Genomic DNA, 18,915 nt, shown 5'->3' on the forward strand with positions numbered 1-18,915 from the left:
CGTGGCTGGTCGCGCAGTTCCCCGCGCCCCATGGGGCGCTCGAGCCGAAGACGCTGAAAAGGGCGGCCCCCCTCGTACGAGGGGGGCCGCCCTTTGCCGTTGACGCGGACTAGCCGAGCGCCTTGCCCGGCAGCTCGACCTTGGCCCCGAGCTCGACGAGCTTCTCCATGAAGTTCTCGTAGCCCCGGTTGATCAGGTCGATGCCGTGGACGCGGGACGTGCCCTCGGCCGCCAGGGCCGCGATGAGGTACGAGAACCCGCCGCGCAGGTCGGGGATGACCAGGTCGGCGCCCTGGAGCTTGGTGGGTCCCGAGACGACCGCGGAGTGCAGGAAGTTGCGCTGGCCGAAGCGGCAGTCGGAGCCGCCCAGGCACTCGCGGTAGAGCTGGATGTGCGCGCCCATCTGGTTGAGGGCCGAGGTGAAGCCCAGCCGGGACTCGTACACCGTCTCGTGGATGATGGACAGGCCCGTCGCCTGGGTCAGGGCGACCACCAGCGGCTGCTGCCAGTCGGTCTGGAAACCGGGGTGTACGTCCGTCTCCAGCGCGATCGACTTCAACTGGCCGCCGGGGTGCCAGAAACGGATGCCCTCGTCGTCGATCTCGAAGGCGCCGCCGACCTTCCGGTAGGTGTTCAGGAACGTCATCATCGACCGCTGCTGGGCGCCGCGGACGTAGATGTTGCCGTTGGTCGCGAGCGCCGCGGAAGCCCAGGAGGCGGCCTCCAGGCGGTCCGGGAGGGCGCGGTGGGTGTAGCCGCCGAGCCGCTCCACACCCGTGATGCGGATCGTGCGGTCGGTGTCCATCGCGATGATCGCGCCCATCTTCTGCAGGACGCAGATCAGGTCCTCGATCTCCGGCTCCACGGCCGCGTTGGACAACTCCGTTACGCCCTCGGCCAGTACGGCCGTCAGCAGCACCTGCTCGGTCGCGCCGACGGACGGGTACGGCAGCCGGATCTTCGTACCGCGCAGGCCCTTCGGGGCCTCCAGGTACTGCCCGTCCGCGCGCTTCTCGATGACCGCGCCGAACTGCCGCAGCACGTCGAAGTGGAAGTCGATGGGCCGGCCGCCGATGTCACAGCCGCCGAGGCCCGGGATGAACGCGTGGCCGAGGCGGTGCAGCAGCGGCCCGCAGAACAGGATCGGGATACGGCTGGAACCCGCGTGGGCATCGATGTCGGCCACGTTGGCGCTCTCGACGTGCGTCGGGTCCATCACCAGCTCGCCGGGCTCCTCGCCCGGCCGGACCGTCACGCCGTGCAGCTGCAGCAGGCCGCGCACGACCCGCACGTCCCGGATGTCGGGAACGTTGCGCAGGCGGCTCGGCGCGCTGCCCAGCAGGGCGGCGACCATGGCCTTCGGTACGAGGTTCTTCGCACCGCGGACACGGATCTCGCCCTCCAGCGGGGTTCCGCCGTGGACAAGCAGGACATCGTCGTTGACGGTCATGTATCTCGCGTTCCGATGAGTTGGTCAGGGGGCGGCCGATCACTGTTGCGCGGGGGCCGGGAGAGACAGGGTAATCGCCGATCACCCCCCGCCCGTAAGCCCAAGGACCGCCCAGGAACGTCATATCTGTGTCACAACACGAACCGTTCCCAAACGGGCACATGGGGTCACCGCTCGTGGCGTGCGCCCGTGATGCTCCCGGACTCCCTGAGCTGCGTTCACTCCCGCACCCCGATTGGCTCCCCACCGAAGGGGAAGATGCGGGATCATGTCTGGCATGACCGAGGTGTCCTCGCTCACAGGGCGGCTGCTCGTGGCCACTCCCGCCCTGGCGGACCCGAACTTCGACCGCGCGGTGGTGCTCCTTCTCGACCACGACGAGGAGGGTTCCCTCGGTGTCGTCCTCAACCGTCCCACCCCGGTGGACGTGGGCGACATCCTGGAAGGCTGGGCCGACCTGACCGGCGAGCCTGGCGTGGTCTTCCAGGGCGGCCCCGTCTCGCTGGACTCCGCGCTCGGCGTCGCGGTCATCCCGGGCGGCGCGAACGGCGACCTCGCCCCGCTCGGCTGGCGCCGGGTGCACGGCGCGATCGGCCTGGTCGACCTGGAGGCCCCGCCGGAACTGCTCGCCTCCGCCCTCGGCTCCCTGCGGATCTTCGCCGGGTACGCCGGATGGGGCCCGGGCCAGCTGGAGGACGAGCTGGTCGAGGGCGCCTGGTACGTGGTCGAGTCGGAGCCCGGGGACGTCTCCTCGCCGGCCCCGGAGAGGCTCTGGCGGGAGGTGCTGCGCCGCCAGCGCAACGAGCTGGCGATGGTGGCCACGTATCCGGACGACCCGTCGCTCAACTGATGCGTCTGCGCTTCAGTACCCTGGGGCATATGAGCACTCTTGAGCCCGAGCGCGGGACTGGTACGGGGACCCTCGTAGAGCCGACGCCGCAGGTGTCCCACGGCGACGGCGACCACGAGCGCTTCGCCCACTATGTCCAGAAGGACAAGATCATGGCGAGCGCCCTCGACGGCACCCCCGTCGTGGCGCTGTGCGGCAAGGTCTGGGTGCCGGGCCGCGACCCGAAGAAGTACCCCGTGTGTCCCATGTGCAAGGAGATCTACGACTCCATGGGCAGCGGCGGCGACGACAAGGGCGGCGACAAGAAGTAGCGGTCCGCCCGCGTACGTGAGGCCCCCGGTGCGTGTGCGCTGCGCACGTGCCGGGGTTTTCGCGTTCTCTGGCCAGGGAGTGGTCCAGACCTGTAACCTCCGGTCGAAGTTGTACGGAGCGGAACGGTGGTTGCACGCAGTGCAACGCACGTGACGGAGGTGCGGCGGGCGACATGAGCGACGAACTCGGCGAGACGAGCGGCACACCCCTCTTCCCGGAACCCGACGTGGCGCTCATTCCCGCGCCCCAGCGGGTCTCGGCCTCGCTGCCCGGCGGCGGCACCGGACAGGTCATCGACGCGGGCACCGAGATCGACGCCACCGAGGGCACCGAGCGGGTCGCGCGCTGGCTGCGGACGACGGTCGGCGCGGCGACCGGGCTGCCTTTGCACCCGCACCGCGACAGCGGCTCGCGCGTCCTGCTGCGGATCGACCCCTCGCTCGAGGACGAACTCGGCAGCCCGGAGGCGTATCAGCTGTGCGCCGACGGCTACCTCGTCGACATCTGCGGCGCCAGTGAGGCCGGCCTGTTCTGGGGCGCCCAGACCTTCCGTCAGCTGCTCGGCCCCGAGGTCTTCCGGCGCGCCCCCGTCACCGGCCGGACCGAGTGGGAGGTCCCGGCCGTCACCGTCCGCGACGCGCCCCGTTTCCGCTGGCGCGGCCTACTCCTGGACGTGGCGCGGCACTTCATGCCCAAGGAGGGCGTGCTGCGCTATCTCGACCTGATGGCCGCGCACAAACTCAACGTCTTCCACTTCCATCTGACCGACGACCAGGGCTGGCGGATCGAGATCAAGCGGTATCCGAAACTGACCGAAACCGCCTCCTGGCGGGCGCGGTCGAAATTCGGTCACCGGGCCTCCCCGCTGTGGGAGGAGAAACCGCACGGGGGTTACTACACCCAGGACGACATCCGGGAGATCGTCGCCTACGCCGCCGAACGGCATATCACCGTCGTCCCGGAGATCGACGTACCGGGCCATTCGCAGGCCGCCATCGCCGCGTACCCGGAACTCGGCAACACCGACGTCATCGACACCACCGCCCTGACCGTCTGGGACAACTGGGGGATCTCCGCCAACGTACTCGCCCCCACTGACACCACCCTGCGGTTCTACGAGGGCGTCCTCGAGGAGGTCCTGGAGCTGTTCCCCTCCGAGTTCGTCCACGTCGGCGGCGACGAGTGCCGCAAGGAGCAGTGGACGGAGTCGGTGACGGCCAAGACCCGGATCGCCGACCTCGGCCTCGCCGGCGAGGACGAGCTGCAGTCGTGGTTCATCGGCCACTTCGACGCCTGGCTCGCCGCGCGCGGGCGCCGGCTCATCGGCTGGGACGAGATCCTGGAGGGCGGGCTCGCCAAGGGCGCCGCGGTGTCGTCCTGGCGCGGTTACGGCGGCGGGATCGCGGCCGCGCGGGCCGGGCACGACGTCGTCATGTGCCCGGAGCAGTACGTGTACCTGGACCACCGTCAGGCGCCGGGCGAGGACGAGCCGGTGCCGATCGGGTTCGTGCGCACCCTGGAGGACGTCTACCGGTTCGAGCCCGTCCCGGACGGTCTCACCGAGGCCGAGGCCCGGCATGTGCTGGGCACTCAGGCCAACGTCTGGACCGAGGTGATGGAGGACATCGGGCGCGTGGACTACCAGACCTTCCCCCGGCTCGCGGCCTTCGCCGAGGTGGCCTGGAGCCGGCTGCCCGCCCCCGCCGAGCGGGACTTCGCCGGCTTCGAACGCCGGATGACCGCCCACTACGCGCGACTTGACGCCCTCGGCGTCGCCTACCGGCCACCCACCGGACCCCGGCCGTGGCAGAAACGCCCCGGTGTACTCGGTCGCCCGATCGAAGGACCGCCGCCGAACAGGTGACCGTACGGTCCGGCTGACCGTTTCGAACAAGTGCTGGAAAACCGCGCCAAGGGTCACCGAAGAGTGTCAATCGGCGCGCACCGGTGATGCCGTGCGAAACCGGACCATCTCCGCGATGAGGTGGGCGAATGCCTCCTAAAGGACCCCCGCGCTCGCCCCCTGCGAAGATGTGCCAGAGTTGCCACGTCCGCCCTGTGAGCACGTACCGTACGGCCACACAGGTGGGACCAGGTGGGGCAGCGGGAAGGGGCAGCCGGTTTGACCACGCACGCACCGCAGGCGGAGCAGGCCGTCACGCTGCCCACGACGCTGGACGAGGCCGTGGCGGCCCTCGCGGCCATGCCCGCCGCCGTGCCCGTCGCGGGCGGCACCGACCTGATGGCCGCCGTCAACTCCGGCCAGCTCAGGCCCGCCGCCCTGGTGGGCCTCGGGCGGATCAGCGAGATCCGCGGCTGGCAGTACCAGGACGGACACGCGCTGCTCGGCGCGGGACTCACGCACGCGCGCATGGGCCGCCCCGACTTCGCGGCCCTGATCCCGGCGCTCGCCGCCGCCGCGCGCGCCGCGGGACCGCCGCACATCCGCAACGCCGGCACCCTGGGCGGCAACATCGCCTCGGCCGCCCCCACCGGGGACGCGCTGCCGGTGCTGGCCGCCCTGGAGGCGACGCTGATCATCGCGGGCCCGGGCGGAGCCCGCCGGGAGATCCCGGTGTCGCACCTGCTGGCCGGCATGGAGATGCTGCGCGGCGGCGAACTCATCGGCTACGTGCGCGTGCCCCTGCTGCACGCCCCGCAGGTCTTCCTGAAGGCGACCGGACGCACCGGCCCGGGCCGCGCGCTGGCCTCCGTGGCCCTCGTCCTCGACCCCGCCCGGCGCGGAGTGCGGTGCGCCGTCGGTGCCATAGCGCCGATGCCGCTCAGGCCCCTGGAGGCCGAGCAGTGGGTCGCCCAGCTGATCGACTGGGACAACGACCGCGCGCTCGTCCCGGAGGCCCTGAACGCCTTCGGTGAGTACGTCGCCGCGGCCTGCATCCCGGACCCGGCGCCGGAGCCCGACGGCTCGGTGCCCGCGCTTCCGCCCGCCGTACTGCACCTGCGGCGCACCGTCGCCGCACTGGCCCGACGAGCACTGGGGAGGGCGCTGTCGTGACCGACGACCAGCACGGAGAGGGCACGCCCCAGGGCGGCGGACGCTGGGACCCGCTGCCCCAGGGCGACTACGACGACGGCGCCACCGCCTTCGTCAAGCTCCCCGAGGGCGGCATCGACGCCCTGCTGTCCGGCGACAGCCCGCTGGCCGCGCCGGGGCACGGCTATGTGCCGCCGCGGATAGCGGTCGCCCCCGGCACCGGCGACCCCGCCGCGGCCGGCACCTGGAGCGCGCCCGCGGGCGGCGCCGAGTGGCCCGACCCGAACGCCGCGCCCCAGGCGCAGGCCGCGGACGACCGGTTCACGTACAACCCCGGCGCGACCCAGCACTGGACCTTCGAGGAGCCCCCGGCGCCGGCCGCGCCCGGGCACGACGTCACCGGACAGTGGTCGATCCCCGTCGCCGGCGGTGACCTTCCGGACGAGTCGGGCGAGTTCACCACGTCCTCCCTCGTGGAGCAGTGGGGCGGCACCCCGCCGGCCACGCTGCCCGGCGGCGCGCCCGCGCCCTGGGCGACGCCGGAGCCGGCCCGCTCCTGGGACCGGCCCGCCGAGACCGGCCACACCGGCCTGCCCGACCACACCGACGCCCACCCGGCGGGCGGTCCGGGCGCACCGGCACCGGCGGGTGCGGCGACGCCGGGCTACGCGCCCGCACCGGACGAGCGGTACGGGCAGGCCCCGCCCGACCACGCCCCGGCCGCCCCCGAGGAGACCGCGGGAGGGGAACCCGGACACGGCGACGCCGGGCACCGGCCGGCCGGTCACGGGGACGGCCGACGGGCCGAGGGCGCCGAGGGGCACGCCGAGGCCGCCCGCCCGGGCGGGTTCGGTGAGTCCGCCCCACCTGCCTTCAACGCGTTCGGCGAGTCGTCCCCGTCCCGCGAGCCCGCCCGGCCCGGTGCCCCGGCCGGATTCGCGGAGCAGCGGGCCGAGTCGGCGGCCGGACCGGAACCGGACGCGGACGGCCACGGCCCCGCCGAGGCCCCTGAGCGCCCCGCTGACGGCCCAGCGGGCCACGAGGGCCCCTCGGTCCCCGCCGGAGCCCCACAGGCGGTCACAGAGCCCACGACGCCCACCAGCACCGGCATGTCCGACGCGGCGGGGGCCGACCCCGCGGCGCCGCGGCCCCCGGCCTCGGCGGCCGTACCGGAGCACGCCGCCGACGCACCCGAGGCCGCCGTCGGAGCCGCACCCGGGACGGACGACGCGCCGGAGGGCGCCGCCGAGGACACCGCGCCCCGGCCGCAGGAAGCCGCGGAGGGACAGGCGGAGCACACCGCCCCCGTCCCGCCGCACGACGACCACCCCCTGGCCTCCTACGTCCTGCGCGTGAACGGCGTCGACCGGCCCGTCACCGACGCCTGGATCGGCGAGTCGCTGCTGTACGTGCTGCGTGAGCGGCTCGGGCTCGCGGGGGCCAAGGACGGCTGCTCACAGGGCGAGTGCGGGGCCTGCAACGTCCAGGTCGACGGCCGTCTGGTGGCCTCCTGCCTGGTCCCGGCGGTCACCGCGGCCGGCAGCGAGGTGCGCACGGTGGAGGGCCTGGCCGCCGACGGGCAGCCCTCCGACGTGCAGCGCGCGCTCGCCCGGTGCGGGGCCGTGCAGTGCGGTTTCTGCGTGCCCGGCATGGCGATGACCGTGCACGACCTGCTGGAGGGCAACCCCGCGCCGACCGAGCTCGAGACCCGGCAGGCGCTGTGCGGCAACCTGTGCCGCTGCTCCGGTTACCGGGGCGTCCTGGAGGCCGTCAAGGAGGTCGTCGCCGAACGCGAGGCCTCGCGCGCGGCCGACGCTGAGACGGACGCGGGCGAGGCCCGTATTCCTCACCAGGCGGGCCCCGGCGCCGGCGGGGTCAACCCGTCGGCGTTCGAGGCGCCGGGCGCGTTCGACACGCCGCAGGCCGCTCCCGGCGGCTACGGCGACACGCCGCCGTACGGCACACCCGACCCGTACGGCACGCCGCCGCACGGCACCCCGGGACCGCACGGCCCGCACGACCCGCACTACGGCCAGGACGGAGGCCAGGCGTGAGCAACGAAGCCGCCACGGCGACGACCGCCGCGGAACCCGCCCCCGAGGCCGAGCCGTGGCCGCACGGCCTCGGCGCCTCCCTGCCGCACGCCGACGCCCGCGCCAAGACCGAGGGCACCTTCCCGTACGCGGCCGACCTGTGGGCGGAAGGCCTGCTGTGGGCCGCCGTCCTGCGCTCGCCGCACGCGCACGCGCGCATCGTGTCCATCGACACCAGCCACGCGCGCGAGATGCCCGGCGTACGGGCCGTCGTCACGCACGAGGACGTGCCCGGCACCCCGCGCCACGGCCGGGGCACCCCCGACCGTCCGGTGTTCGCCTCCGAGGTCGTACGGCACCACGGCGAGCCCATCGCGGCCGTCGCCGCCGACCACCCGGACACCGCGCGGATGGCCGCGGCGGCCGTCATCGTCGAGTACGAGGTACTCGACCCGGTCACCGACCCCGAGCAGGCCTTCGAGGCCGAGCCGCTGCACCCCGACGGCAACCTGATCCGGCACATCCCGCTCCGGCACGGCGACCCGGAGGCGGTCGGCGAGGTCGTCGTCGAGGGCCTGTACCGCATAGGGCGCCAGGACCCGGCCCCGATCGGCGCCGAGGCCGGCCTCGCCGTGCCGCGTCCCGACGGCGGCGTGGAGCTGTACCTGGCCTCCACCGACCCGCACGCCGACCGCAACACGGCCGCGGCCTGCTATGGCCTGTCCCCCGATCGGGTGAAGATCGTCGTCACCGGGGTGCCGGGCGCCACCGCCGACCGCGAGGACCAGGGTTTCCAGCTCCCGCTCGGCCTGCTCGCCCTGAGGACCGGCTGCCCGGTGAAGCTCACGGCGACCCGCGAGGAGTCCTTCCTCGGCCACACCCACCGGCACCCGACGCTTCTCCGGTACCGCCACCACGCGGACGCCGAGGGCAAGCTCGTGAAGGTGGAGGCGCAGATCCTGCTGGACGCGGGCGCGTACGCCGACACCTCCTCCGACGCCCTGGCCGCCGCCGTCTCCTTCGCCTGCGGCCCGTACGTCGTCCCGAACGCCTTCATCGAGGGCTGGGCCGTGCGCACCAACAACCCGCCCTCCGGCCATGTGCGCGGCGAGGGCGCCATGCAGGTGTGCGCCGCCTACGAGGCTCAGATGGACAAGCTGGCCAAGAAGCTGGGTCTGGACCCGGCCGAGGTGCGCCTGCGCAACGTCCTGGCGACCGGTGACGTCCTCCCGATCGGCCAGACGGTGACCTGCCCCGCCCCGGTGGCCGAACTCCTGCAGGCGGTACGGGACTTCCCGCTGCCCGCCCTGCCCAAGGACACGCCCGAGGAGGAGTGGCTGCTGCCCGGCGGCCCCGAGGGCGCCGGTGAACCGGGCGCGGTGCGCCGGGGCGTCGGCTACGGGCTCGGCATGGTGCACATGCTCGGCGCGGAGGGCGCCGACGAGGTGTCCACCGCGACGGTCAAGGTCCACGACGGCGTTGCGACCGTCCTGTGCGCGGCCGTGGAGACCGGCCAGGGCTTCACCACCCTCGCCCGGCAGATCGTCCAGGAGACCCTCGGCATCGAGGAAGTCCACGTGGCGCCGGTCGACACCGACCAGCCGCCGGCCGGCGCGGGCTGCCGGGGCCGCCACACGTGGGTGTCGGGCGGCGCGGTGGAACGCGCGGCGAAGATGGTCCGCACCCAGCTCCTGCAGCCGCTGGCCCACAAGTTCGGCATGTCGACGGAGCTGCTGCAGATCACCGACGGCAAGATCACCTCGTACGACGGTGTCCTGTCGACGACCGTCACGGAGGCGATGGACGGCAAGGAGCTGTGGGCCACGGCGCAGTGCCGCCCGCATCCCACCGAGCCGCTGAACGACTCCGGCCAGGGCGACGCCTTCGTGGGCCTGGCCTTCTGCGCGATCCGCGCGGTGGTGGACGTCGACATCGAGCTGGGCTCGGTCAGGGTGGTGGAGCTGGCGGTCGCCCAGGACGTGGGCCGGGTCCTCAACCCGACCCAGCTGGCGGCCCGTATCGAGGCGGGCGTGACCCAGGGCGTCGGCATCGCGCTCACCGAGAACCTGCGCACCCCCCGGGGCCTGATCCGCCACCCCGACCTGACCGGCTACGCCCTGCCGACCGCGCTGGACGCCCCGGACATCCGGATCGTCAAACTGGTCGAGGAACGGGACGTGGTCGCCCCCTTCGGTGCCAAGTCCGTCAGCGCGGTCCCGGTCGTCACGGCACCGGCCGCGATCGCCTCCGCCGTCCGCGCGGCCACCGGCCGCCCGGTCAACCGCCTCCCGATCCGGCCGCAGGCGGCGGTGGTGACGGCGCAGTGAGCCACCGCCGCACATGATCGACGGGGTCGTGGTCATCACCGGGCCGATGGCCGCGGGCGGGTGACGGTGGCCCGGCTGCCGGCCAAGGGGGCACGCCCACGCCCTTGAGGCAGTGGGGGAGTCTGCCGCGCGCGGCGCACCGGCGCCGACGGCGGACGCCGCTGCGGAGGCCGGCTTAACGGGCGTGGTGCAGGATGTGCTGCTCGGCGAGGACCTGCGGGCCTGCGTCGGCCTGGACGAGGAACTGCGCCACCGCACCCCGCGCATCGGCCTGTGCCCGGACACCTCGGCGTGGACACCGGGACAGACGGTGGAGGCGATCCTCGCGAACGCGCAACGTACCCGGGTCGCCTGACGTCCTTCCTGATGAGGGCCGTTGTCAGTGGGGCGGCGTAGTGTGCGCAGCAGTGGGCGCACCCGCACCCACGAACTCATGTGCGCCCGACGCGCATGCGCACCGACGGGGAAGATCGCGGGGGAGCGATGAGCACGACGGATGCCGGGGTTGCGGCGATCACGCTGACCGAGGCGGAGCTGGACCGCTATGTCACGCACGCGCCGACGCGCGGCCTGCTCAGCGGCGCCGGACTGCCCGCGGACACCGGTCTGCTGACCTTCTCCCCGTTGCGCAGGCACGGCCTGCGCACGCTCGCCGACGCCGCGGACGGCCCGTTCCGGGTGGCGGACGAGCTGCGGGACCGGCTGGTGATAGGCGAACTGCTCGGTCCGGCGGGCATGGAGCGCGAGTCGATCCTGCTCGACGGCGGCACCGGCGAGCTGACGACGGCCTACCTCCTCGACCCGTCCCGCCCTCGGCCCTTCGCGCCCTCCCTGGACACGCTGCTGCGTTTCGCCGCGGTCACCGAGGAACTGGCGGGCCTGCGCGGCCGTTTCGCCTCCCTCGCGGGGCAGTACGGCCCCGGGGCCGTGGCCGAGGCGACCCGCCGTCTGCTCTCCCTCTTCGAGGAGGGCGCGGGCGGCGAGGTCCCGCCGTACTGGAAGGCGGCGGCCCTGATCCGCCCGCTCGCCCTGGTCGCCGGCCCCGGCACGACGTCGGGCCTGACCCTGGACGTGCCCGCCCGGATCCTGGACCAGGAGTTCGGCCACGGCCGGGTGACCCGCTTCGAGGAGGTCGACTTCCCCGCCACGCTCACGCACGAGCCGACCCGGCGCTTCCTCCGGGAGACCGGACTGCCGGAGGCGGCGGTCCTCTTCCACGCCGACACGGACGTCCCGCTGCCGACGCTCCGGGAGTACGTCACCGAGGAGCGCGCAGGCGACCACCTCCTCCACGAACTACCCGCTCACGCGGACCACTTGATCCGGCTGGGTCGCCTCGTCGAGGACAACAGCCTGGTGATCGACGGCAGAACCGGCGCGGTCCTGACCTTCAGCGAGCCGGAGGCCACGCTCCACCCCCTCAACACCGACGTCTCCACCCTCGCCTTCACGCTCTGGCTCCTGCACCACGAGCGCACCATCGACGAACACCTCGGCCACGAACTGACCACGGCCGCCTACGACCAGCTGGCCGCGGTGATGATCCACATCCTGTCGGCCGTCGATCCCACGGGCACGGCGCCCGGCACCGACTGGCACTACTGGACGGAACTGTTCCAGGACGAGGCGGGCGGGGTCCTCTGACCCGGCAGGCGCGGTGACCTGCACGGAACCGGCGCAATTCCTCTCGGGAACACCTCAGTTGGCAGGGCGCGGGATCCGGCGACGCCGCTCGACCCGGCCCGGCACCCGCTCCCGTGGCCGATCCCCGAGCAGGCGAATAGGCTGGTCGCAGGGGTCGACGTGTTTCGATCCGAGGAGCCTCCCATGACCAAGAGCAGAAACGCCTGGCGCGCCACGGGAGTCGTCACCGCACTCGCCACGGCCGCCGCCATCGCCTCCGCCGCCCCGGCACAGGCCCAGTCCACCGCTCAACTGACCGCGTGGGTCAGTGACGGTTGGGGCGGCGGAACGATCACCAGCCGGCCCGCCGGGATCAACTGCCACCAGGCGGCGTGGGACGACCCGTACGGGAACAACGCCGGACAGCCGTACCCGACCGGCACCTGCACCGCGACCTTCCAGGTCGGAACGACCGTCACCTTCACCGCCACACCCGACTCCGGGTCCTTCGTCAACGGCGGCCCGGACCCGAATCCCGTGACCGTACGGACCGGCTACAACCACACGTGGGTCATGTTCTGCCCGAACGACGGACTCTGCTCCGCGGGCTAGCGGGATTTCTGCTTCTCCGGGTGGGACGCAATCCTGTGGCCACAGCGTCTTCAGAGTGTGGACGACGAACAGGATCTCGGATGAAGCGCCGGCACGAAGAGGAATTCATGGCGTTCGCCGCTGCGCGATCCGCACCTCTGTTCCGCTCAGCGTGTGTGCTCACAGGCGGTGATGTGCACCTCGCCGAGGACCTGGTGCAGGACACGCTGGGCCGGATGTATGCCAACTGGCGCAAGATCGCGCAGGCGGACGACCCGGCGGCCTACACGCACACCGTCCTCGTACGGATCTACCTGTCCTACCGCCGTCGGCGCAGCAGCTCCGAGCGGCCCACCGACATCCTGCCGGACTCCGGTGCCGTCACCGAGCACGACGCCACGCTGCGGGTCACGTTGCTCGACGCTCTCGGCCGGCTCTCCGCCCGGGACCGGGCCGTGCTGCTCCTGCGCTACTGGGAGGACCGCAGCGTCGAGCAGACCGCCGAGATCCTTCAGGTTCGGCCGGGGGCGGTACGCAACCAGAGCATGCGGGCGCTCGCCCGCATCCGGGCCCTGCTGGGCCACGACCTGTCCGAGCTCGTCAGCCCCTGACCCCGGTGCCGCGGCACCCACCTCGCCCTTGTCGTCGACCCCCGGAAACGCGGTGACCCGCCATGCCCATCGAAGAGGACTTCACCGAGGCCCTCCGCACCACCCTCCTGACCTTCGAGCCGCCCAACACCCCGTCACTTGTGCAGGCCGGTGTCCGCAACGGCCGGCGCAGGCGTCGCCGCCGCGCCGCGGCCGTCGGCGTGTGCGGAGCGGCCGTACTCGCGCTCGCCGGGCTCGGCGCGACGGTCGTATCCGGACAACTGTCCGACCGGCGAACGGCCGATCACACGCTCGCCGGTCCGGCGGCCTCGCCCACAACCGGTCCGGCCACGGCATCCGCCACCCCGAAGCCGACCTTCACCGGCACACTGCCCGCCGACCGCGCCCTTGCCAGACTGACCGCGCTGCTGCCGACCGGCCTGACCCGTTCGAGCCCGCCCGGCGGCCGGCGGTCGGGGCAGCTGTGGGTGGACGACGGCCACGGCAAGTCGCTGCTGGAGGTGCACGTCTCCCGGCAGACCTCCACCACCGCGCTCCGCAGCCACGTCTTCGCCGGCACGAAACCCCTGGCCGACGGCACCCTGATCGAGTCCCGGCAGGCCCCACCCGGAACGGGCCCCGGGCACGAGGCGGTGAACGTACTGCATCCCGACGGGCTCTACATCACCCTCATGGAATGGCAGGCACCGAGCCAGAACGCCCCCTCGACCCGTACCACGCCGATCCTGACGCCGGCCCAACTGCGCGCCATCGCAACCAGCCCGCAGTGGCACTAACGCCCGCAGCGACCGTGCGGCACCTTGCGAGGCAGGCGGAGGGTCGGATCGATATCCGGGAGCGCCGTCCACACACCTTCGTTTCGCCTGGTAAAGGCGCTGGAGGCCGTGGCGGGATTCGAACCCACGTAACTCGCTTTGCAGGCGAGCCCCTGAACCACTCGGGCACACGGCCGTGTTGATGGAGTAACCGTAGGAGGCCGTGTGGGACGGGCTCAAGGGGAGCGGGCGGGGCGCAACGCGACTGCCATACGGCGTTCATGAACGGCCGGAGGCGTACGACCGAGGTCGCAGCGCGAGCAGGACCACGGACAGGGGTCATACCGCACAGTGCGCCTTACTCTGACGCCATGAGTGCTCTCCAGTCCCGTGCCGCCGCCGTTCTGAACCCCGCCGGGAAGGACGACGGCGTGCTGGGCCGGTCCCACCGGGCGCTCAGCATCGGGATCGTCTCCGTCGTGCTGCTGATCGCCTTCGAGGCCACCGCCGTCGGCACGGCCATGCCGGTCGCGGCGCGGGAACTGGACGGCGTGGCGCTGTACGCCTTCGCCTTCTCCGGGTACTTCACGACCAGCCTGTTCGGCATGGTGCTGGCCGGCCAGTGGTCCGACCGGCGCGGGCCGCTCGGGGCGCTGACCACGGGGATCGCGGCCTTTGCCGCGGGGCTGGTCATCGCCGGGACCGCGCAGGTCATGTGGGTGTTCATCCTCGGGCGGGCCGTGCAGGGGCTCGGCGGCGGGCTGGTCATCGTCGCCCTGTACGTCGTCGTCGGCCGCGCCTACCCCGAGCGGCTGCGCCCCGCGATCATGGCGGCGTTCGCGGCCGGCTGGGTCGTACCGTCCATCGTCGGCCCGCTCGCCTCCGGCGCCGTCACCGAGCACCTCGGCTGGCGCTGGGTCTTCCTCGGCATTCCGGCGCTCGTCGTGTTCCCGCTCGCCCTCGCCCTGCCGCAGATACGGCGGAGGGCGTCGGGCCCGGTGGACGAGGAGGCCGGCGCCCTCTCCTCCGACCGTCGGCGGATCCGCCTCGCCCTCGGCATCTCCCTCGGCGCGGGCCTCCTCCAGTACGCCGCCCAGGACCTGCGTCCGCTGTCCCTGCTCCCCGGGCTGGCCGGCGCCGCCCTGCTCGTGCCCGCCGTCCTCGGACTGCTGCCGCGCGGCACCTACCGGGCCGCTCGCGGCCTGCCCTCCGTGGTACTGCTGCGCGGTCTGTCCGCCGGTTCCTTCATCGCCGCCGAGTCCTTCGTGCCGCTGATGCTGGTCACCCAGCGCGGGCTGTCGCCGATGCTCGCCGGGCTGTCCCTGGCGGCGGGCGGCGGCACCTGGGCGCTGGGCTCCTGGGTGCAGTCCCGGCCGCGCGTGCAGCCGTACCGGGAACGGCTGATGACGCTCGGCATGGTGCTGGTCGCCGCAGCGATCACCGCCGCGCCCAGTGTGCTCGTGCACTCCGTGCCGGTCTGGACCGTCGCCGTCGCCTGGGCGTTCGGGTGCTTCGGCATGGGTCTGGTGATCTCGTCCACCAGCGTGCTCCTGCTCCAGCTGTCCGCCCCGGGGGCGGCCGGCGCCAACTCCGCCGCGCTGCAGATCTCCGACGCCCTCTCCAACGTCGTCCTGCTCGCCGCGACCGGCGCCGCCTTCGCGGCCCTGGGCGGCGGCAGCACGGCCACTGCGGCCACGGCCACCGACGGCGCCCATCCCGCGGCCTTCACCGCGGTGTTCCTGCCGATGGCGGGGGTGGCGTTGGCGGGGGCATGGGTGACGAGGCGGCTGCGGGCCGCGTGAATGTGGTACCACGATGGCCCCATTACCAGTACCATTGTGGTATGGCTATGAACCTTCGTCTGCGTGACGACCAGCAGGAGGCGCTCAGGCTGCGTGCCGAGGAGGAGGGCCGCAGCATGCACGCCATAGTGCTTCAGGCGATCGACCGCTATCTGGAGCAGGAGGCGGACCGGGCCACGGTGCGGCGCCTCGGGGCGAAGTACGCCGCGGCACACGCCGACCTGCTGCGGAGGTTGGGGGAGTAGCGGATGAAGTACCTCACGGTCCAGGAGGTCCTGGACCTGGCAGAGCTGGCGTGCGGGGGGCAGGAGGTCGCCGTGCGCGATCTCGGTCTGCTCAGCTCGGCCGTACATCGCCCCCGGTCGCAGATGTTCGGCGTCGAGGCGTACACCGACCTGTTCGAGAAGGCGGCTGCGCTCTTGCATTCGCTGCTCATCAACCACCCGCTGGTGGACGGCAACAAGCGCATGGCCTGGATGTCCACGGTCGTCTTCCTGGACTTCAACGGGACCGACATGCTCGACGTCGACCAGGACGGGGCGTACAAGCTGGTGATCGAAGTGGCGTCGGGAAGTCTTGAGGACGTGGGCCTGATCGCCCGGCGTCTGAGGGCGCTGCACGAGGCGATGTGACCTCGGTCCCACCCATGGGCGACCCGGCCTCGTCCGGGCGTTGACACCGTCGGGGCGCCGGTAGGGTGGCCCGGTTGTCATACGTAGCCGAGCCGCCCAGCCCCATAAACGGAGACCGTGACTACCACCGCCGCTTCCTCCGCTCACTCCCACCACCTGTCGCCCGCCTTCCCGGGCCGCGCGCCCTGGGGTACCGCCAGCAAGCTGCGTGCCTGGCAGCAGGGGGCGATGGAGAAGTACATCCAGGAGCAGCCGCGTGACTTCCTCGCCGTCGCCACGCCCGGCGCCGGCAAGACCACCTTCGCGCTGACGCTGGCCTCCTGGCTGCTGCACCACCACGTCGTGCAGCAGGTGACCGTGGTCGCGCCGACCGAGCACCTGAAGAAGCAGTGGGCCGAGGCGGCCGGACGGATAGGGATCAAGCTCGATCCCGAGTACAGCGCGGGACCCCTCGGCCGGGAGTACGACGGCGTCGCGGTCACCTACGCGGGCGTCGGCGTGCGGCCCATGCTGCACCGCAACCGGGTGGAGCAGCGCAAGACCCTGGTGATCCTGGACGAGATCCACCACGCCGGTGACTCCAAGTCCTGGGGTGAGGCCTGCCTGGAGGCGTTCGAACCCGCCACGCGCCGGCTCGCGCTGACCGGTACGCCCTTCCGGTCCGACACCAACCCCATCCCCTTCGTGACCTACGAGGAGGACAACGCCGGAATCCGGCGCTCGGCCGCCGACTACACCTACGGGTACGGCTCCGCCCTGGCGGACGGTGTCGTCCGGCCGGTCATCTTCCTCTCCTACAGCGGCAACATGCGCTGGCGTACCAAGGCCGGTGACGAGATCGCCGCCCGGCTCGGCGAGCCGATGACCAAGGACGCGGTCAGCCAGGCCTGGCGTACGGCACTCGACCCGCGCGGCGACTGGATGCCCAGCGTGCTGCGCGCCGCCGACCAGCGGCTGACCGAGGTCAGGAAGGCCATCCCGGACGCCGGCGCCCTCGTCATCGCCTCCGACCAGGACTCGGCGCGTGCGTACGCGAAGCTGATCCGGGAGATCACGGGGACGAAGGCCACGCTCGTCCTGTCCGACGACGCCGGCGCCTCGAAGAGGATCGACGACTTCAGTGCGAGCGACGACCGGTGGATGGTCGCGGTGCGCATGGTGTCCGAGGGCGTCGACGTGCCCCGGCTCGCGGTCGGCGTCTACGCCACGACCATCTCGACCCCTCTCTTCTTCGCCCAGGCCGTCGGGCGTTTCGTACGGTCCCGGCGGCGCGGCGAGACCGCGTCCGTCTTCCTGCCGACCGTGCCCGATCTGCTGACCTTCGCCAACGAGATGGAGAAGGAGCGGGACCACGCCCTCGACAAGCCGAAGAAGGAGGGCGAGGAGGACCCGTACGCCGAGTCCGAGAAGGAGATGGAGGAGGCGAACAAGCAGCAGGACGAGGACACCGGCGAGCAGGACATGCTGCCCTTCGAGGCGCTGGAGTCCGACGCCGTCTTCGACCGGGTGCTCTACGACGGCGCCGAGTTCGGTATGCAGGCGCACCCGGGGAGCGAGGAGGAGCAGGACTACCTCGGCATTCCCGGGCTGCTGGAGCCGGAGCAGGTGCAGTTGCTGCTGCAGAAGCGGCAGGCCCGGCAGATCGCGCACAGCCGGAAGAAGCCGGACAGCGAGGCCGACCTGCTGGAGCTGCCGGCCGAGCGGCGGCCGGTGGTCACGCACAAGGAGATGATGGAGCTGCGGAAGCAGCTGAACACCATGGTCAGCGCGTATGTCCACCAGAGTGGCAAGCCGCATGGTGTGATCCACACCGAGCTGCGGCGGGTGTGCGGGGGGCCGCCGAGTGCGGAGGCCACGGCGGGGCAGCTGCGGCAGCGGATCGCCAAGGTGCAGGAGTGGGCCACGCGGATGAGGTAGGTGGGCGTGCAGGTTCCTGGGGCATGTGCAGATCCGGACGAATAGCAGCAGGCCGGATCTGGTCTTGCCCGGATTCTGGACGGAGACTTCCGCTCAGCGAACTGGCTTCGCTACTGTCCCGCTACGCACACGCCCCGTGGCAGCGCCGCCGCGGAGCGCAGCCGTGAAGCGACATGGCCCGGAGCCGCCGGGCGTCCTGCCGATCGGCGGCCTCTGAAGCGCGTCGCCGACGGGACTCGGCGACGCATCCGCCGCTCAGGGGTCGCCGACCTCACCGTCGAAGGAGTGGGCGTCGTGACCGCGGAGACCTCTCAGACGCTCGATCGGGGACTGCGTGTCCTCAAGCTGCTGGCCGACACCGACCACGGGCTGACCGTCACCGAGTTGTCCACGAAACTGGGCGTGAACCGTACCGTGGTGTACCGGTTGCTCGCCACGCTGGAACAACACGCGCTCGTACGGCGTGACTTGGGCGGGCGAGCCCGGGTCGGGCTCGGGGTGCTGCGGCTCGGCCGGCAGGTGCATCCGCTGGTGCGGGAGGCCGCGTTGCCCGCGCTGCGGTCGCTCGCCGAGGACATCGGGGCCACGGCGCATCTGACGCTGGTGGACGGGACGGAGGCGCTGGCCGTCGCCGTCGTCGAACCGACCTGGACCGACTATCACGTGGCCTATCGCGCCGGGTTCCGGCATCCGCTGGACCGGGGCGCGGCCGGCAAGGCGATCCTGTCCGCGCGGCAGTCGCCGTCCGCGGATCCCGGGTACACCCTGACGCACGGGGAGCTGGAGGCCGGGGCGAGCGGCGCTGCGGCGCCGTTGGTGGGGGTCACCGGCGTCGAGGGCAGCGTGGGCGTCGTCATGCTGGCGGACTCCGTGCCGGAGCGGGTGGGGCCGAGGGTGGTGGAGGCGGCGCGGGAGGTCGCGGAGGCGTTGCGCTGACGCCGGCTGCGCTGAGCGGTGTGCCGGGTGCCGTGTACTGACCAGCTGACCTGCTCTGGTGCCGGCCGGGGGTAGGTCTCG

At 72.6% G+C, this 18,915-nt stretch carries 17 protein-coding genes and 1 tRNA gene; 16 read left to right on the plus strand and 2 right to left on the minus strand.

The annotated features are described in order from the left end of the window. Positions 1–109: 109 nt before the first annotated feature. Positions 110–1,450, minus strand: a complete 1,341-nt coding sequence (gene murA, locus FB563_RS18890; RefSeq protein ID WP_055707731.1) for a UDP-N-acetylglucosamine 1-carboxyvinyltransferase — start codon at positions 1,448–1,450, stop codon at positions 110–112. 277 nt (positions 1,451–1,727) lie between these two features. Between murA and FB563_RS18895 the strand changes: the two genes are divergently transcribed. The 11 genes from FB563_RS18895 (at position 1,728) to FB563_RS18945 (ending at position 13,568) form a co-directional block, all read left to right on the plus strand. Next, positions 1,728–2,300, plus strand: a complete 573-nt coding sequence (locus FB563_RS18895; protein WP_055707730.1) for a YqgE/AlgH family protein — start codon at positions 1,728–1,730, stop codon at positions 2,298–2,300. A 29-nt stretch (positions 2,301–2,329) separates the two neighbouring features. Next, positions 2,330–2,611, plus strand: coding sequence for a DUF3039 domain-containing protein (locus tag FB563_RS18900; RefSeq protein WP_055707729.1), 282 nt, complete (start codon positions 2,330–2,332; stop codon positions 2,609–2,611). 173 nt (positions 2,612–2,784) lie between these two features. Further along, on the plus strand, positions 2,785–4,476 hold the full coding sequence (locus tag FB563_RS18905) for a beta-N-acetylhexosaminidase (protein WP_107100691.1): 1,692 nt from the start codon (positions 2,785–2,787) through the stop codon (positions 4,474–4,476). A 258-nt stretch (positions 4,477–4,734) separates the two neighbouring features. Continuing rightward, positions 4,735–5,628, plus strand: coding sequence for an FAD binding domain-containing protein (locus tag FB563_RS18910; protein WP_055707728.1), 894 nt, complete (start codon positions 4,735–4,737; stop codon positions 5,626–5,628). Beyond that, positions 5,625–7,661, plus strand: coding sequence for a 2Fe-2S iron-sulfur cluster-binding protein (locus FB563_RS18915; protein ID WP_055707727.1), 2,037 nt, complete (start codon positions 5,625–5,627; stop codon positions 7,659–7,661). The genes FB563_RS18910 and FB563_RS18915 overlap by 4 nt, the downstream gene beginning before the upstream one ends. Next, on the plus strand, positions 7,658–9,967 hold the full coding sequence (locus FB563_RS18920) for a xanthine dehydrogenase family protein molybdopterin-binding subunit (RefSeq protein WP_055707726.1): 2,310 nt from the start codon (positions 7,658–7,660) through the stop codon (positions 9,965–9,967). The genes FB563_RS18915 and FB563_RS18920 overlap by 4 nt, the downstream gene beginning before the upstream one ends. 184 nt (positions 9,968–10,151) lie before the next feature. Next, a complete protein-coding gene (locus FB563_RS45215; RefSeq protein ID WP_324615854.1) occupies positions 10,152–10,322 on the plus strand; it encodes a hypothetical protein in 171 nt (56 codons plus the stop codon). Between the two features lie 128 nt (positions 10,323–10,450). After that, entirely contained in the window at positions 10,451–11,611 is a 1,161-nt protein-coding gene (locus FB563_RS18930; protein ID WP_055707725.1) for an SUKH-4 family immunity protein, read from the plus strand. Between the two features lie 183 nt (positions 11,612–11,794). Further along, positions 11,795–12,202, plus strand: coding sequence for a hypothetical protein (locus tag FB563_RS18935; RefSeq protein ID WP_055707724.1), 408 nt, complete (start codon positions 11,795–11,797; stop codon positions 12,200–12,202). An 80-nt stretch (positions 12,203–12,282) separates the two neighbouring features. Then, positions 12,283–12,792 (plus strand): SigE family RNA polymerase sigma factor, encoded by a 510-nt coding sequence (locus FB563_RS18940; RefSeq protein ID WP_055707723.1) that lies wholly within the window; start codon positions 12,283–12,285, stop codon positions 12,790–12,792. Positions 12,793–12,854: 62 nt separating this feature from the next. Further along, entirely contained in the window at positions 12,855–13,568 is a 714-nt protein-coding gene (locus FB563_RS18945) for a hypothetical protein (protein WP_055707722.1), read from the plus strand. Between the two features lie 100 nt (positions 13,569–13,668). Here FB563_RS18945 and FB563_RS18950 read toward each other — a convergent pair. Next, a tRNA-Cys gene (locus FB563_RS18950) sits at positions 13,669–13,743 on the minus strand. A gap of 175 nt (positions 13,744–13,918) precedes the next feature. Between FB563_RS18950 and FB563_RS18955 the strand changes: the two genes are divergently transcribed. The 5 genes from FB563_RS18955 (at position 13,919) to FB563_RS18975 (ending at position 18,834) form a co-directional block, all read left to right on the plus strand. Then, positions 13,919–15,349: an MFS transporter gene (locus FB563_RS18955; protein ID WP_055707721.1), complete on the plus strand. Its 1,431-nt coding sequence runs from the start codon at positions 13,919–13,921 to the stop codon at positions 15,347–15,349. Between the two features lie 47 nt (positions 15,350–15,396). Next, positions 15,397–15,594 carry an Arc family DNA-binding protein gene (locus FB563_RS18960; RefSeq protein ID WP_055707748.1) on the plus strand — a complete coding sequence of 66 codons (198 nt, stop codon included), beginning with the start codon at positions 15,397–15,399 and terminating at the stop codon, positions 15,592–15,594. A 3-nt stretch (positions 15,595–15,597) separates the two neighbouring features. After that, positions 15,598–15,981 carry a type II toxin-antitoxin system death-on-curing family toxin gene (locus FB563_RS18965; protein ID WP_055707720.1) on the plus strand — a complete coding sequence of 128 codons (384 nt, stop codon included), beginning with the start codon at positions 15,598–15,600 and terminating at the stop codon, positions 15,979–15,981. A gap of 117 nt (positions 15,982–16,098) precedes the next feature. Further along, complete coding sequence (locus FB563_RS18970) at positions 16,099–17,898, plus strand: DEAD/DEAH box helicase (RefSeq protein ID WP_055707719.1); 1,800 nt, start codon at positions 16,099–16,101, stop codon at positions 17,896–17,898. Between the two features lie 294 nt (positions 17,899–18,192). Beyond that, positions 18,193–18,834: an IclR family transcriptional regulator gene (locus FB563_RS18975; protein ID WP_055707718.1), complete on the plus strand. Its 642-nt coding sequence runs from the start codon at positions 18,193–18,195 to the stop codon at positions 18,832–18,834. Positions 18,835–18,915 lie beyond the last annotated feature (81 nt).

The sequence above is a fragment of the Streptomyces puniciscabiei genome, from assembly GCF_006715785.1.
Taxonomy (GTDB): Bacteria; Actinomycetota; Actinomycetes; order Streptomycetales; family Streptomycetaceae; genus Streptomyces; species Streptomyces puniciscabiei.

Bases quoted from the DNA above. Each gene is read 5' to 3' on its own strand.
- FB563_RS18945 (WP_055707722.1), top strand. From the start codon at position 12,855: ATGCCCATCGAAGAGGACTTCACCGAGGCCCTCCGCACCACCCTCCTG.
- FB563_RS18955 (WP_055707721.1), top strand. From the start codon at position 13,919: ATGAGTGCTCTCCAGTCCCGTGCCGCCGCCGTTCTGAACCCCGCCGGG.
- FB563_RS18930 (WP_055707725.1), top strand. From the start codon at position 10,451: ATGAGCACGACGGATGCCGGGGTTGCGGCGATCACGCTGACCGAGGCG.
- FB563_RS18965 (WP_055707720.1), top strand. From the start codon at position 15,598: ATGAAGTACCTCACGGTCCAGGAGGTCCTGGACCTGGCAGAGCTGGCG.
- murA (WP_055707731.1), bottom strand. From the start codon at position 1,450: ATGACCGTCAACGACGATGTCCTGCTTGTCCACGGCGGAACCCCGCTG.
- FB563_RS18895 (WP_055707730.1), top strand. From the start codon at position 1,728: ATGACCGAGGTGTCCTCGCTCACAGGGCGGCTGCTCGTGGCCACTCCC.
- FB563_RS18960 (WP_055707748.1), top strand. From the start codon at position 15,397: ATGAACCTTCGTCTGCGTGACGACCAGCAGGAGGCGCTCAGGCTGCGT.
- FB563_RS18905 (WP_107100691.1), top strand. From the start codon at position 2,785: ATGAGCGACGAACTCGGCGAGACGAGCGGCACACCCCTCTTCCCGGAA.
- FB563_RS18900 (WP_055707729.1), top strand. From the start codon at position 2,330: ATGAGCACTCTTGAGCCCGAGCGCGGGACTGGTACGGGGACCCTCGTA.
- FB563_RS18935 (WP_055707724.1), top strand. From the start codon at position 11,795: ATGACCAAGAGCAGAAACGCCTGGCGCGCCACGGGAGTCGTCACCGCA.
- FB563_RS18940 (WP_055707723.1), top strand. From the start codon at position 12,283: ATGAAGCGCCGGCACGAAGAGGAATTCATGGCGTTCGCCGCTGCGCGA.